Consider the following 12,803-nt stretch of genomic DNA (forward strand, 5'->3'; position numbering starts at 1 on the left):
ATAAGGCTCAATTGTCGCGCTGGCCTGCGAAAAAGCCCTTGAGCAGCGCAGCACACTCGTCGGCCAGGACGCCACCGCGCACCTGTGGTCGATGCGTCAGACGAGGGTCCCGCAACACATCCCACAGCGACCCGACGGCCCCCGTCTTGGGCTCCCAGGCACCGAAGACCAGCTTCTCGATCCGGGCCAGCCCGATCGCACCGGCACACATCGTGCACGGTTCGACCGTGACCGCCAAGGTGCATCCGCCGAGGCGCCAGCCGTCCCCGAAGGCGCGGGCGGCCGCTCGCAGCGCGAGCACTTCGGCATGAGCGCAGGGATCGCCGTCGGCCTCCCGCCGATTCCCGGCGCGTGCGATCTCGAAGCCCTCCGGGTCGACGACGACCGCCCCTATCGGAACGTCGTCGGGCCCCGACTCGGCCGCCGCGGCGATGGCGAGCCGGACGAGCTGCTCGTCGTGGGGCGCCATCGCTGCCCTAGTGGCCCAGCGAGTCGAGAACCTTGCTCAGCTCCTCGGCGAAACCGAGGCGAGCGGCGATCATGCCGACCTGTTCGTCGGCATACAGATCGGTGTCGGACACGATCACGTTCATCACCGCGTCGGGGAGACCCAGATCCGAGAGCACGCCGAGATCGCCTTCCTCCCACGGCTCGACATCGTCGAGGTCGTCGGAGTCGAAGTCGGGAATGTCGACGTTGAGCAGGTCGAGGGCGTCGGCGGCGACGTCGTAGTCAATCGCGGCGGTGGCGTCGGAGACCAGGAGCCTGGCTCCGCCGGGCGCCGGGCGCACGACGATGAAGAACTCGTCGTCGACGTCGAGCAATCCGAAAACGGCGCCCGCGGCACGGAGATCGCGGAGCTGCCGAACGGCGTCATCGAGGTTGGTCAGCGCGGAAGGCTCCAGCGCGGTCACCTTCCAGGAGGTCTCCTCCCGCACGACCGCTACGGCGAAGCCGTCGAGGTCGCCGTCGGTGTCACTCGCGCTCGCAGCCATGCTGGTCACCGTAGTCGCACCGAGCGGCGTTCCCCAAGTCGTTTGGGCAATATGTCACGCTGTGTAGGTGACCGTCCCACCGCGCCCTCCCGTCTGCGTCCTCGGCCTCGGGCTGATCGGCGGTTCGCTGCTTCGGGCCGCGGCTCGCAGCGGACGTCAGGTGTTCGGCTACAACCGCTCCGACGCCGGTGCGGCGGCCGCCCGCGACGCCGGTTTCGACGCCTCGACCGACCTGACAGCCGTGCTGACCCGCGCAACCGACGAGCAGGCGCTCATCGTGCTGGGCACTCCGGTGAACACGCTCGAGGAATTGCTGCCGGCCGTGGCGCGACTGGCCCCCGACTGCCTGCTCACCGACGTGGTGAGCGTGAAGCAGCCCGTCGCCGACGCGGTCGAACGGCTGCATCCGTCGGCGCGTTTCGTCGGTGGTCATCCGATGGCCGGAACCAGCCAGTCTGGCTGGGCGGCAACCGATCCCGACCTCTTCGACAGTGCGATGTGGATGGTGACGACCGAAGACGACACCGATCCCGACGTGTGGCTCGCGGTCGCCACGCTGGCCCGCGACTGCGGCGCCCAGGTCGTCCCGGCCGCCAACGACGCCCACGACCGCGCCGTCGCCGCGATCTCCCACCTGCCGCACCTCACCGCCAACGCCACCGCCGCCGTGGGTGCGGGCGAGAGCGGCTTGGCGCTCCGGCTCGCGGCAGGCAGCTTCCGCGACGGCACCCGCGTCGCCGGAACGGCTCCCGCCCTGCAACGCGCCATGCTCGAGGCGAACCGGATCGCACTGCTGAACACGCTGAGCGAGACCATCGACCGCCTCGTCGCCGCCCGCGACGAACTCCGTGACTCGGGGTCGGTCGCCATCATCGTCGATGACGGGCATCGGGCCAGGCTCGCGTACGAGCAGATGGCGTCGACGCCGGCGCCGGCCATCGCCGACGTCGAGCCGGGTGAGGACGGCTGGGCACACGAGATGCGGCGGCAAGCCCACCTCGGGCACACCTGGCAGCGCTGACGCCTCCGCAACCCAAGCAGAACGGGACAGACCCAGCACCAAATCGGTGCTGGGTCTGTCCCGAATAGTTGGTTTGCGTGACGGCTTACGTGTCGAGCTTCAGCTTCTCATCGGTGAAGAACAGCACGTAGATCACGCCACCGATCAAACCGCCGACCAATGGAGCCAGCCAGAACAGCCACAGCTGTCCGGGTGCGCCTGCGCCGTTGAAGAAGGCGACGCCCGTGGAGCGGGCCGGATTGACCGAGGTGTTGCTGATCGGGATGGAGATGAGGTGGATCAGCGTCAGTGCCAGACCGATGGACACACCAGCGAAACCGGCCGGGGCGCGCTTGTCGGTAGAGCCGAGAATCACCAGCAGGAAGAAAGCGGTCAGCAGGATCTCCGCGATCAGCACCGCGACGAGCGAGTATCCGGCCGGCGAGTGATCGCCGAAGCCGTTGGCGGCCATGTTGCCTTCGGCCTCGAATCCGCTGCGTCCACCTGCGATGACCCACAGCGCCAGACCCGCCAGCAGACCGCCGGCGACCTGGGCGATCCAGTACGGGATCAGATCCTTGGCGGGAAGACGTCCCGCTGCGACGGCTCCGATGGTCACCGCCGGGTTGAAGTGTCCGCCAGAAATGTGGCCGACCGCGTAGACCATCGTCAGCACCGTCAGGCCGAACGCCAAAGCCACACCGAGATAACCGATTCCGACATTGAAACTCGTGCCGTCTGTGTCGGCGATCTGTTTAGCCGCGAATATCGCGGAGCCACAGCCGCCGAAGACCAGCCAGAACGTGCCGAACAGTTCGGCAAGCCCCCTGCGGGTGAGTGATTCAGTCACGAGACGATCCTTTCCTCAATCCGATGAACAGGGTCAAGCTAACCCGTTCAAGCCGATATTCGACGCGTTACCGACAAACCTCCTCAATGGGAATCAGACAGATAACGCGGAATCCGTAGGTCACCCGGATGACCCCCGTCGGATTGCGGGCAAGATCGGGGCGTGGCGCCGGCAGAGGGGGCTGGTGCCCAACCCAATCAGGGGGAAACGAATGAACCGGTCGATCACCGCACTTGTCACATTGATCCTTGCGGCTTTCGTTGCCGTGACGATTCCGGCGATGCCGGGCGTCTCGGCACAAGCGAAAGCATCGTCGAACTGTTCGACGCTGCCCAGCCGAATCGCCGCCCACAACGCCGACGCACGCAACTACAGCGCCCAGGTGCGGGCCATCAACGCCCGCGGCGGTGGTACCCGTGCCCAGGTCATGTACTACAACGCTTGGCGCGCACGCGGTCTCGCGCGCGGGAACGCACTCGCCAACGAACTCGCCGGTTGCCAGCAGCGCGGCCGGCTCCGCAACCTGCGGCCGCCGGAGAAACCGGGCGCTCCCCGATACACGCCTCGTAGACACTGCGTCTCAGCACCTACCGACATCCGGATCCCGGCGGCACGTTGCCACCAACCGCGACGGTCACCGTCGCCGCGATCCACCAACCCCACGCCCGGATACGCCGCTCCCGGTGGTCTGTCCCCCAGAGGAATCAAGAATGGTCTCAGGTCGCGCGAGGGACGGTACGGCGACCGGACGATCACTTCTCCCGACGGCGGCAGTCAGCGCTATCAACAGATGATGCCCGGCCGGGGTGGCCGCGGCACATCGCGGTCGGCCTCCGGTGCGAACGGCGTGCTGACGAAGGGCATGCGAGGAACCGGTTCTGGCACTCGTCGGGGTCCGGGCGGGGACAAGCCGCCGGGATTCCGGGCTGGCTGCGACCGCGGCCATCTCATCGGCAGCCAACTGGGCGGATTGGGGACGGACCCGCGCAATATCGTGACGCTCGATCACGGTACGAACATCGACATGAGGAAGACCGAGAACGAGGTCGCGCGGCACGTCGATCGTGGTATCAAGGTCAACTACCGCGTGATTCCGATCTACGCGCACGGGCCCAACAGGGCGCCGTCGTCGATCCGGATCCTCGCTTGGGGCGCCGGCATGGCACCGATCTACCGGGAATTCCAGAATCGAAGGTGTGGATAGAACATGACTACCATCGATGACCTGATCACGCTTGTTCCGCCGCCCGCGGCACCTCCCGAATTTGATTTCGATGCGTGTGAGAAGCTGCTCGGCACACGATTGCCCGACGACTACAAGGACATCGTCGCCGTCTACGGGACGGGCGAATTCAACGATGATCTGACTCTGTGGGTCCCTCAGCATTCCGGAATCGCCGATGACCGCACGATCACGACGATGGCACCGTCCGCGTTGCGCACACTGACCGATATGCGGCCGACGATCCCCGAGACCTCGGTGTGGCTTCTGCCCGACGGCCGGGAAGAGCCCGTCAATCTCGGGACCGTCGGTCCGGGCGCTTTCCTCGGATGGGGCCGCGACACCGGCGGCAATTACGGATTCTGGAAGATCACCGGCGACGATCCAAACGACTGGCCGATCGTCTTCGGGGACTTCGGCGGCGCGTGGGACTTCGATCCCCGAGGGCTCCTCGAGTACCTGTATGCGAAACTGGCCGGCCGGTTCCCCGACAGCTTGACGGGCAATTACGACCCTGCCGACCCGTTCTTCAGCAGCGCCTACTAACGCCGCCTGATTGGCGGCCAGTGCGGGACGATTGGCGTCGGGCTCCATGGGAATGCGCGGTCCCATCCGCTTCGGGTGGGTTTCGGGTGGGCGACACCGGTAGGGGACTCTGGACGGCACGATAATGGCCCCTCATCTTCGCAGATGAGGGGCCATTTCCTGTGTGCGCCCGTAGGGATTCGAACCCCAAACCTTCTGATCCGTAGTCAGATGCTCTATCCGTTGAGCTACGGGCGCGAGCCTTTTCAATTGTGCCGCACACGCGGTGCGGGTGGCGGAGGCGAGAGGATTTGAACCTCCGGTCCGGTGTTGGCCGGACAACTCATTAGCAGTGAGTCCCATTCGGCCGCTCTGGCACGCCTCCTGGTGCGGAGTCCTTTCGAACTGCCGAACACGTAGGTTACACACCCCATGCGACGGGGTGCAAACCACTAGGTCCGCACGCCGGCAGATACCCTCGTGGGGTGACCGTGCGACTACGCCCCGACCTCGACGACCTGCCCGTCTACGTGCCGGGCAAGACTCACCCGGGCGCGGTGAAGCTCGCGAGCAACGAGGTTACCTTCGGCCCGTTGCCCAGTGTCGCGGCCGCGATCGCCGACGCCGCGGCCAGCGTCAACCGCTATCCCGACAACGCGATGGTCGAACTGACCGCCGCACTGGCGAAGAAGCTCGACGTCACGCCCGAGGAGATTCAGGTCGGCTGCGGTTCGGTGACCCTGTGCCAGAACCTCGTCACGATCACCTGCCGCCCAGGCGACGAGGTGCTGTTCGGCTGGCGCTCGTTCGAGACCTACCCGCTGGCGACCCGCATCGCCGGGGCGACGCCGGTCCAGGTGCCCCTCGACGACGACCTCGCATACGATCTGCCCGCGATGGCCGAGGCCATCACCGATCGCACCCGGCTGATCTTCGTCTGCAATCCGAACAACCCGACCGGAACCGTCGTGAGCCGCGACGACCTCGTCGCCTTTCTGCGTAAGGTTCCCGACGATGTCGTCGTCGCCCTCGACGAGGCATACTTTGAGTACATGCGCCTGGGCGCGTCGTCGGCCTACGACGCCCTGGAACTGCGCCGAGACTTTCCCAATCTCGTTGTCCTGCGGACATTCTCCAAGGCTTACGGGCTGGCTGGACTGCGCGTCGGGTACGCGGTCGCGGACCCCGCCGTCATCACCGCGCTCGGCAAGGTGCACATCCCGTTCTCGATCAACTCGCTGGCGCAGCACGCCGCGGTCGCCTGCCTCAAGGCCGACGACGAGCTGTTGGCCCGCACCGAAGCCGTCGTCACCGAGCGGGTCCGCGTCACCGCGCAACTGCGCACGCTCGGCTATCGCGTGCCCGAGTCACAGGCGAACTTCGTGTGGCTCGACCTGGGTGCCGACTCGCTGCCGTTCGCACGGGCCAGCGCGGACGCCGGCGTCATCATCCGCCCCTTCGACGGCGACGGTGTGCGCGTGACCGTGACCCACCCGGCCGAGAACGACGTGTTCCTGGGGTTCGCGTCAGACTGGGCGCGACGCTAGCGCCGGACCGCCGCCGGCAGCCGGAGAAGGTCAGTAGAGTCCGCGCGCGAGCGTGGCCCACGCAAGGGGAAGATCCTGGCGCCAGTAGGGCCAGCTGTGGGTTCCGATGAGCCGGAACCCGTCGGTGTAGGCGATGCCCGCCTGACGCAGCTGCACGGCGAACTCCAACGAGCAGCGGTAGGCCCCGAACTCCAGTGCCGAGCCGGACGCGTTCACGGCCTCCTTCGGCATGTCTTCTTTCGGTCGCGGCGCCAGATCCATCGGACCGATCGCACCCGATCCGGCCGACAGGAACAACTGCTTGCCCCGCAAGGAATCCAATCGGTGAGCCGGGTCGTGCGAAACCCACCGCTTCGATCCGGGAGGCCCCCACATGTTGTCGGCATCGCCGCCCGCACGGGCCACCGTCGTCCGGACATAGCCCTGGTTGAGCGGACCAGACACCGGCGGGCATCCCGACAGCGAAGCCGCACCACGGTACAGCTGCGGGTGGCGGCTGATCAGCGTGTAGGCCGCCTGGCCGCCCATCGACAGACCGATCAGCGCGTTGCGCCCGTTGCCGTTGAACCGCCCGTCCACCAGGCTGGGCAGCTCAGAGGTCAGGAAGGTCTCCCACTGGGGTTTGCCGAGCCGGCGATCGCGCTTGTGCCAGTTGGTGTAGAACGTGCCGGCTCCACCGACGGGCAGAACGACGTTGACGTTCTTCCCGGCGAAGAACTGCCCCGCCTTCCCCTTGGTGATCCAGTCGCTGACCTTGCCCTCCGCGCCGGCGCCGTCGAGCATGTAGACCGTCGGGCGCGGGCCCGAACCGGCCCGCGCCGGCGTGAGCACCGAGACCTTGATCCGCTCGCGCATCGCCGGCGAATACACGAAGAGGTCGGTCCGCAACGGGCTGAGTTTGACCGACTTCGAAATCCTGGCCTTGGGCGACGCGTCGGCGACCGCAGGCATCAACTGACACATGGTCGCGCTCAAGGCCGCGACCATGACAGTGATGCCTATTCGGTTGAAACGCATGTGCTCCCCAAGAAACGGACGTGCGGAAGATAGGCCCTAAGCCTAGGAGGCGGGCCCTCCGAAAATAAGTCCGCGATGCAAATTCTCAGCAAATGTGTGGCTACGTCTGTGTTACGATGTGTCGCCGCTCACAGAGATTCGCGTCCATCTACGATATTCCGGTGAGCGATGACGCCCCCCGCCTCGGCAAGCATGAGTTCGCCTTCGTGGCCCGTGTACCGGTCCGCTGGTCGGACATGGACGCCTTCGGGCACGTCAATCACGCGCGCATGGTCACCCTCATGGAGGAAGCCCGGGTCGAGTGGCTGCTGTCGGCCGGCCCCGAGTATCAGCCGTTGATCAAGAGCGCGATGATCGTGCACGTCGACATCCGCTACCAAAGCCAGCTGCGGCACACCGACAGCCCGTTGCAGATCGGCATGTGGATCAAAGGATTCCGCTCGGTGGATTTCACGATCGGCTACGAGATCCGGGCGGCCGGCGCCGCCGTCGAGAGCAAGGCGGCCTGCGTGGCGACGACGCAGATGGCCGTCGTCGACATCGAGGCGCACTCGCTGCGCCGCCTCACCGACGAGGAGAAGTACTACCTCAGATCGTGGTCGCGCGGGTGAGCGGTCGCGCGGTCGGCGGGCTCGTACCGCGGCGGCAGCTGCTGGGGCGGCAGTCCGCCCGGTGAGATCCGCGCGATGTTGCCGGCCAGCACGTCGCGGTAGATCCGCAACTGTTCCTCGCCGACGCGCACCTGTTCGGTGAGCCGTTTGGAGTTGTCCGCCGAGATCTCCCGGCTCCCCGACCGCGACACGAGTTCGACGATGCGATCGTCGATCGTCGATGCGCGGTCGTACTCGTCGAGCAGCCGCAGTTCGACCGTCGCCGAGTCCATGACATGCGACACCTCAGCGAGCGCCTGCACCCGTTCGATCAGCTGGATCCACACCGGCCGGAGTTCCTGCTCCTTGGCCGAGATGTGTTCGACGAAGGCCGGATCGAACCCGCCGTTGCGCATGGCGCGATCCAGGTCGACGCGGACCGACCGCAGTGCGACGACGTCGGCGGCGATCTCGGCGAGTTCCGCGTGCAGGTTGACTTGGCTGCGCTGCACGGTGAAGTGGTCGGAACGCCACGCCGGGCTGGCGAAGATCTTGTCGTAGTACTGACCCGCGACGTAGAGCAGCGCTTCGTAGCCGTCGATGAACGACATGTGCTGCGGCGCGGGAGGCGCCGACGGCACCGGGCGGTCGGAGACCGCCTGGCGTGCCCACTGCTCGACCTGCGGACCCATCGCCCGCATCGCGAGACCGCCCACCACGCCGGCAAGACGCCCGAAAGCGGCGCCCCCCGCGCGGCGCACGTAGCCGCCGGCGTTCACATCCGGCGTCGGCGTGTGCAGCAGCCCCTCGAACAGCCGCTCGCGCGCCTCGATTTCGAGGTAGACGCCTTCGCGGCGCTCGCGGCGAACCGCACGCGTGCCGCCGGGATATACGCCCTTGCCGATGACGATCTGCTTGCGCGCGTCCTCGCGGCGGCGCGTCAGCCCGTTGAGCCGGTTCTGCAGTCCGGACCGGACCATCGTCGGCAGCACGGGATTGGCCAATTGGGCCTCGATCTGCGCGATCCCGCGTTGCAGGCGACGCAGGTTGCCGAAACCGTCGGTCAACGTCGCCAGGGGAAGGCCGTAGGTCTGACGCCGGACGACGACGTCCCGGGCCTCGACACCGAGAAACCCCGCCCCGATCAGATTCGCCGCGGCCTCGGAGAGCTCCCGACGCGGACCGGGAACTTGCGCGTTCTCGCTCCACCGTCGGATGTCAGCGACGGTGGCCGCGGGGGGAACACGTTGACTCACGCTGCCAATACTACCGACTTGAGCCGACATAGTTCCGCTGCCAGATCGGTCGGGTCACCCGATGCAGCACCCAGGCCAGTGGCACGGAGAGCGCCGTCGTCGCCACGAACGCCACCCACATCGACCCGGTCAGCAAGACCTGATATCCGAGCAGACCCATCACGATCTCCAGGACGATCACGTGAACGCAGAAGAACTCGTAGGAGATCTCGCCGAACCAGACGGCCGGACGACTGCCCCAGATCTTCGACCACCAGTCCGGCCCGCCGGCGCGATCCCGCCCAGACGACACCGCCAGCGGCACGATAAACCCCAGTGCCACAACGAGATACAGGACATGCTTGACGATCGTCTGTGCGGCGGTCTCGGGGGTCATCGTCGCACCGCCCGCACCGGGAAACCCGGAGAGGACGAAGGCGGCGACACCGGCGGCGACCCACCACCCCGTCCGCACCCGCGTCATCAATGGCGCACAGACCGCCAGCGCCATCCCGGCGACGAACCACCAGAAGAAGGTCGGCGGCCAGATCCGCGCGGACAGGTCGACGTCGGCGCCGACGACCGCGAATGTCCACATCGGTGAGACCAACGCCACGGCGCCGAGCAGGCACAGCAGTAGATCAGGTCGCCACCGTCGGCGGCAGATCGCGACACCGGCAACGGCGATGACGGGGAGCACCAGGTAGAAGGCCACCTCGGCGACCATGCTCCACATCTGGGTGAGACCGGTGTGCTGATGCCCCAGCCCGAAGACCTGGGTGAAGGTCATGTTCCGCAGGAATCCGCCCCAGCCGGTGCCGTAGGACGTCGGGTTGTCGCGCACCAGAAAGACCAGGTACACGCCGATCACCGTGAGCCAGTAGGCGGGCAGGATACGGCGCGCCCGGTGCACGAAATAGGTCCGGACGGACACCGGTTCGGCGTCGGGACCGCGCCGCAGCTGCGACACCCAGCTCCGGTACAGCAGGTAGCCCGACAGCACGAAGAAGATCGTGACGCCGATCTCGAAGCGTGCGCTCAACCGCCCCGGATAGGTGTCCTGATAGTGGCCGGTCCAGTACGCCGCGTGGGTCAGGCAGACCGACAGCGCCGCCAACGTGCGGATTCCGGTGAGCGCTGGGACGCGTGCGGCCATGCGCCGATCCTGCCAGGCCGCCGCCTGCGACCGCTCGGATGCCGGCCCAACGCGTCGCCGATCAGCCCTTCATCGCCGCGAGCCACGACTCGGTCGCGGCATCGGCCGGGTAGAACAGCTCGATGGTCATCTCTTCCAGCGTGATGTCGCGCGGAGACCCGAATGTCGTCAGTGTGCTGAAGAAGGAGAGGACCTGGTCGCCGACGGTCATCTCGAGTGGAACGAGGAGCTGTGGCTCGCCGGCATGAGCCGATCGCGACGGGGCGCGGTCGAGTCCGGCGACGGTCGGGTAGGTGCGCAGCTCGGCGTCGAGGTCGGCGAGCCGCTGATCACCGGTCACCCGGACCAAGCGTCGCAACAGGTCGACGAGATAGCGTCCCCAGACGTCGAAGTTGCGTGTCATCGCGGCGAATCCCTCAGGGTGCAGCGAAGCGCGGAAGAGGTTCAACGGCTCGGCTCGGAGGTGCTCGGGCAACATCTGGACCAGCAGATTGGCGGCGTTGTTCGCCAGGACGACGTTCCAGACGCGGTCGAGAGCGACACCGAAATTCGGATCGTGGGCGTCGAGCACCCGCTGCACCGAGGCGCGGACCCGCGACATCGCCTCGGCCTCCAGCGGCTCTTCGGAGTAGCGCGGCGCGTGCCCGGCGGCGAGGAGCAGCGCGTTGCGTTCCCGCAGCGGAATGTCCAACCGTGCGGAGAGGGCGTCGATGAGCGCGGGGCTCGGCCGCGACCTCCCGGTTTCGACGAAACTCAGGTGCCGAGGGGAGACGCCGGTGTCATAGGCGAGGTCGAGCTGGCTGAGCGATCGATGTGCCCGCCAACGCCGCAGCATCGTCCCGACTTGGTTCTTGGTGGGCGCCGACATGGCGTCATCGTAGGCCGCGGGCGGTTCGAGTTCGATTACCTCTCGGGTAGTGGACTCCAGTCGGCGCTGGGCGGATCGTCGGCGTATGCGGACAACCATCAAGCCACACGTACTCGTCTCTCCTGCGATGGGTGTGCCGGCGAAGTTCTACCGGCCCCTCGTCGATGCGATCGCCGAACGGGGTTGGCCGGTGTCGGTCGTGCCGCGACGTGGCATCGAACCCGGCGACGAACCGCCGTCGCGCCGCAACGACTGGTCGTACGCGGACGAGGCCGGCGACCTCGCGGCCGCGGTAGCCGCGATCCGCACGAGCGACCCGACACGACGGATCGTCGTTCTCGGCCACAGCCTCGGCGCCCAGCTCTGCGCACAGATCTCGTCGGACCCCGATCTCGCGCATGGACGTCCGGACGGCTTCGTCACGGTCGCCGGATCGGTGCCGTGGTTCCGCTGCTATCCCCTCACCGATCCGGCCTACCTGCTGGCAGCCGCCGTGCCCGTCGTCACGACCGTCGAAGGCCGCTGGCCCGCGAATCTGTTCGGTGGCCCGACGCCGCGAACCCTGATGCGCGAGTGGGCCCGCATGGTGCGCACCGGCGCGACGCCGTTCCCCGACCCCGACGACGGCACCGGCGGCGCCTCGGGGTCGCCGATCCCGACGCTGGCCGTGCGGCTTCCCGACGACCGTCTGGTGACCACGCCGGCGGCCGAGATGCTGGAGCGTCACTTCGCCGAGCGGGTACTGACCGTGTGGAACTATCCGCGTCACCTGTGTCCGCCGGACGGATCAACCGACCACGTCAAATGGGTCAGGACTCCCGGTCCGGTCGTCGACCGCATCGTCGACTGGTGGGCATCGACGCCGACGTCGGTCGATCACGGCAGCGTCTCGGTTTGATGACTGGGCTGGCGCACGGGTCGGCCACCACGACATACTTCTCCGTGTTACTGAAGTGACGCGTGTGACTGGGGATGCGACGCGTCGAGGAGAGGCCGAGCACGAGTGCACACCACTTTGATCCGGTCCAGCGTCGCGGTGGCGACGACGCTGGCCGTCGGTCTGACCATCGGTATCGCCGTCGCCGACGGAGCTCCGCCACCCCCGCGACCACCGCGTCCCGAAGCCGGCCCGCCGACCAAGAGTCGGATCGTGTCGGTGACCCCGTTCAAAGGACGCGAACGGTTGCGAGTGTTCTCCGCGGCGATGGAACGCGAGGTCGTCGTCGACCTCCAACGACCGCACGACGCCGCACGGCCCGCCCGCCCGGGCGACCGGCCGAAACCCAGGGCACGACCGGGCAAGCGGCCGACGATCTACCTGCTCGACGGCGCCGAAGCGCATGAAACCGAGTCGGGCTGGTACTCCGAGACCCAGCTCACCGAACTCGCGTCGAAGACCGACGTGAACGTCGTGACCCCGGTCGGCGACCCGCACAGCTACTACACGGACTGGCGAACGGTCGACCCGGGCATGGGCAACAAGAAGTTCATGTGGGAGACGTTCCTGACCCGCGAGCTGCCGCCCCTGCTGGCCGAACGGTTCGGATCCAACGGTGCCAAGGCGATCGCCGGCGCGTCGATGGGCGGGCTGGCCGCGCTGACACTCGCGACCCGGCACCCGCACCTCTACCGCGCCGTCGGCGGCTTCAGCGACTGCGCCAACGTGTCGTCGCCGGAGAACAAGTTCCTCACCCAATGGGATATCAGCCGCGGCGGCGGGAACTCGATCAACATGTGGGGCCCGTTCACCGATCCGCAGTGGGAAGCCCACGACCCGTATGTCAACGCACCGCGTCTC

The 12,803-nt window shown here is 67.3% G+C and carries 14 protein-coding genes and 2 tRNA genes; 7 read left to right on the forward strand and 9 right to left on the reverse strand.

Annotation, left to right across the window (positions count from 1 at the left end; genetic code table 11):
* Window positions 1–7 precede the first annotated feature (7 nt).
* Both GOARA_RS01045 and GOARA_RS01050 read right to left on the reverse strand, forming a co-directional pair.
* On the reverse strand, window positions 8–469 hold the full coding sequence (locus tag GOARA_RS01045) for a nucleoside deaminase (protein ID WP_007320420.1): 462 nt from the start codon (window positions 467–469) through the stop codon (window positions 8–10).
* Between the two features lie 7 nt (window positions 470–476).
* Window positions 477–995: a tRNA adenosine deaminase-associated protein gene (locus tag GOARA_RS01050; RefSeq protein WP_007320421.1), complete on the reverse strand. Its 519-nt coding sequence runs from the start codon at window positions 993–995 to the stop codon at window positions 477–479.
* A 67-nt stretch (window positions 996–1,062) separates the two neighbouring features.
* Between GOARA_RS01050 and GOARA_RS01055 the strand changes: the two genes are divergently transcribed.
* Window positions 1,063–2,016, forward strand: coding sequence for a prephenate dehydrogenase (locus tag GOARA_RS01055; RefSeq protein ID WP_040521349.1), 954 nt, complete (start codon window positions 1,063–1,065; stop codon window positions 2,014–2,016).
* Window positions 2,017–2,101: 85 nt separating this feature from the next.
* On the opposite strand, the gene aqpZ is transcribed toward GOARA_RS01055, so the two are convergent.
* The gene (aqpZ, locus tag GOARA_RS01060; RefSeq protein ID WP_007320423.1) at window positions 2,102–2,845 is read right to left on the reverse strand and encodes an aquaporin Z; all 744 of its coding nucleotides are present in this window, start codon (window positions 2,843–2,845) and stop codon (window positions 2,102–2,104) included.
* A 211-nt stretch (window positions 2,846–3,056) separates the two neighbouring features.
* Here aqpZ and GOARA_RS18720 point away from each other — a divergent pair, with 211 nt between their 5' ends.
* Together GOARA_RS18720 and GOARA_RS01070 are read left to right on the forward strand one after the other, a co-directional pair.
* On the forward strand, window positions 3,057–4,049 hold the full coding sequence (locus tag GOARA_RS18720) for a DNA/RNA non-specific endonuclease (RefSeq protein WP_083834732.1): 993 nt from the start codon (window positions 3,057–3,059) through the stop codon (window positions 4,047–4,049).
* A 3-nt stretch (window positions 4,050–4,052) separates the two neighbouring features.
* Complete coding sequence (locus GOARA_RS01070; protein WP_007320425.1) at window positions 4,053–4,613, forward strand: SMI1/KNR4 family protein; 561 nt, start codon at window positions 4,053–4,055, stop codon at window positions 4,611–4,613.
* A gap of 164 nt (window positions 4,614–4,777) precedes the next feature.
* Here GOARA_RS01070 and GOARA_RS01075 read toward each other — a convergent pair.
* Together GOARA_RS01075 and GOARA_RS01080 are read right to left on the reverse strand one after the other, a co-directional pair.
* A tRNA-Arg gene (locus GOARA_RS01075) sits at window positions 4,778–4,850 on the reverse strand.
* Window positions 4,851–4,885: 35 nt separating this feature from the next.
* Window positions 4,886–4,977, reverse strand: a tRNA-Ser gene (locus GOARA_RS01080).
* A 100-nt stretch (window positions 4,978–5,077) separates the two neighbouring features.
* On the opposite strand from GOARA_RS01080, the gene hisC reads away from it, so the two are divergent.
* A complete protein-coding gene (gene hisC / locus GOARA_RS01085; protein ID WP_007320426.1) occupies window positions 5,078–6,139 on the forward strand; it encodes a histidinol-phosphate transaminase in 1,062 nt (353 codons plus the stop codon).
* Window positions 6,140–6,169: 30 nt separating this feature from the next.
* Here hisC and GOARA_RS01090 read toward each other — a convergent pair whose 3' ends face one another.
* Window positions 6,170–7,156: an alpha/beta hydrolase gene (locus GOARA_RS01090; protein WP_007320427.1), complete on the reverse strand. Its 987-nt coding sequence runs from the start codon at window positions 7,154–7,156 to the stop codon at window positions 6,170–6,172.
* Between the two features lie 116 nt (window positions 7,157–7,272).
* On the opposite strand from GOARA_RS01090, the gene GOARA_RS01095 reads away from it, so the two are divergent.
* The gene (locus GOARA_RS01095) at window positions 7,273–7,767 is read left to right on the forward strand and encodes an acyl-CoA thioesterase (RefSeq protein ID WP_083834733.1); all 495 of its coding nucleotides are present in this window, start codon (window positions 7,273–7,275) and stop codon (window positions 7,765–7,767) included.
* Here the strand turns inward: GOARA_RS01095 and GOARA_RS01100 are convergent.
* From GOARA_RS01100 to GOARA_RS01110, 3 genes are all read right to left on the reverse strand, one after another.
* The gene (locus tag GOARA_RS01100; protein WP_050947116.1) at window positions 7,740–9,032 is read right to left on the reverse strand and encodes a hypothetical protein; all 1,293 of its coding nucleotides are present in this window, start codon (window positions 9,030–9,032) and stop codon (window positions 7,740–7,742) included. The two genes, GOARA_RS01095 and GOARA_RS01100, sit on opposite strands and share 28 nt — an antisense overlap.
* A complete protein-coding gene (locus GOARA_RS01105) occupies window positions 9,013–10,137 on the reverse strand; it encodes an acyltransferase family protein (RefSeq protein ID WP_007320430.1) in 1,125 nt (374 codons plus the stop codon). The genes GOARA_RS01100 and GOARA_RS01105 overlap by 20 nt, the downstream gene beginning before the upstream one ends.
* Before the next feature lie 61 nt (window positions 10,138–10,198).
* Complete coding sequence (locus GOARA_RS01110) at window positions 10,199–11,005, reverse strand: helix-turn-helix domain-containing protein (RefSeq protein ID WP_007320431.1); 807 nt, start codon at window positions 11,003–11,005, stop codon at window positions 10,199–10,201.
* A gap of 85 nt (window positions 11,006–11,090) precedes the next feature.
* On the opposite strand from GOARA_RS01110, the gene GOARA_RS01115 reads away from it, so the two are divergent.
* Together GOARA_RS01115 and GOARA_RS01120 are read left to right on the forward strand one after the other, a co-directional pair.
* Window positions 11,091–11,903 carry a serine aminopeptidase domain-containing protein gene (locus tag GOARA_RS01115; protein ID WP_040521351.1) on the forward strand — a complete coding sequence of 271 codons (813 nt, stop codon included), beginning with the start codon at window positions 11,091–11,093 and terminating at the stop codon, window positions 11,901–11,903.
* A gap of 105 nt (window positions 11,904–12,008) precedes the next feature.
* Window positions 12,009–12,803 (forward strand): alpha/beta hydrolase (locus tag GOARA_RS01120; RefSeq protein WP_007320433.1); only part of this gene is annotated, 795 nt, incomplete at its 3' end.

The organism is Gordonia araii NBRC 100433 (genome assembly GCF_000241265.1).
GTDB lineage: Bacteria > Actinomycetota > Actinomycetes > Mycobacteriales > Mycobacteriaceae > Gordonia > Gordonia araii.

Excerpts from the sequence above, each read along its gene's own strand:
- GOARA_RS01045 (WP_007320420.1), bottom strand. The coding sequence starts at position 469 with ATGGCGCCCCACGACGAGCAGCTCGTCCGGCTCGCCATCGCCGCGGCG.
- GOARA_RS01050 (WP_007320421.1), bottom strand. The coding sequence starts at position 995 with ATGGCTGCGAGCGCGAGTGACACCGACGGCGACCTCGACGGCTTCGCC.
- GOARA_RS18720 (WP_083834732.1), top strand. The coding sequence starts at position 3,057 with ATGAACCGGTCGATCACCGCACTTGTCACATTGATCCTTGCGGCTTTC.
- GOARA_RS01070 (WP_007320425.1), top strand. The coding sequence starts at position 4,053 with ATGACTACCATCGATGACCTGATCACGCTTGTTCCGCCGCCCGCGGCA.
- GOARA_RS01090 (WP_007320427.1), bottom strand. The coding sequence starts at position 7,156 with ATGCGTTTCAACCGAATAGGCATCACTGTCATGGTCGCGGCCTTGAGC.
- GOARA_RS01095 (WP_083834733.1), top strand. The coding sequence starts at position 7,273 with ATGTGTCGCCGCTCACAGAGATTCGCGTCCATCTACGATATTCCGGTG.
- GOARA_RS01100 (WP_050947116.1), bottom strand. The coding sequence starts at position 9,032 with ATGTCGGCTCAAGTCGGTAGTATTGGCAGCGTGAGTCAACGTGTTCCC.
- GOARA_RS01105 (WP_007320430.1), bottom strand. The coding sequence starts at position 10,137 with ATGGCCGCACGCGTCCCAGCGCTCACCGGAATCCGCACGTTGGCGGCG.
- GOARA_RS01110 (WP_007320431.1), bottom strand. The coding sequence starts at position 11,005 with ATGTCGGCGCCCACCAAGAACCAAGTCGGGACGATGCTGCGGCGTTGG.
- GOARA_RS01115 (WP_040521351.1), top strand. The coding sequence starts at position 11,091 with ATGCGGACAACCATCAAGCCACACGTACTCGTCTCTCCTGCGATGGGT.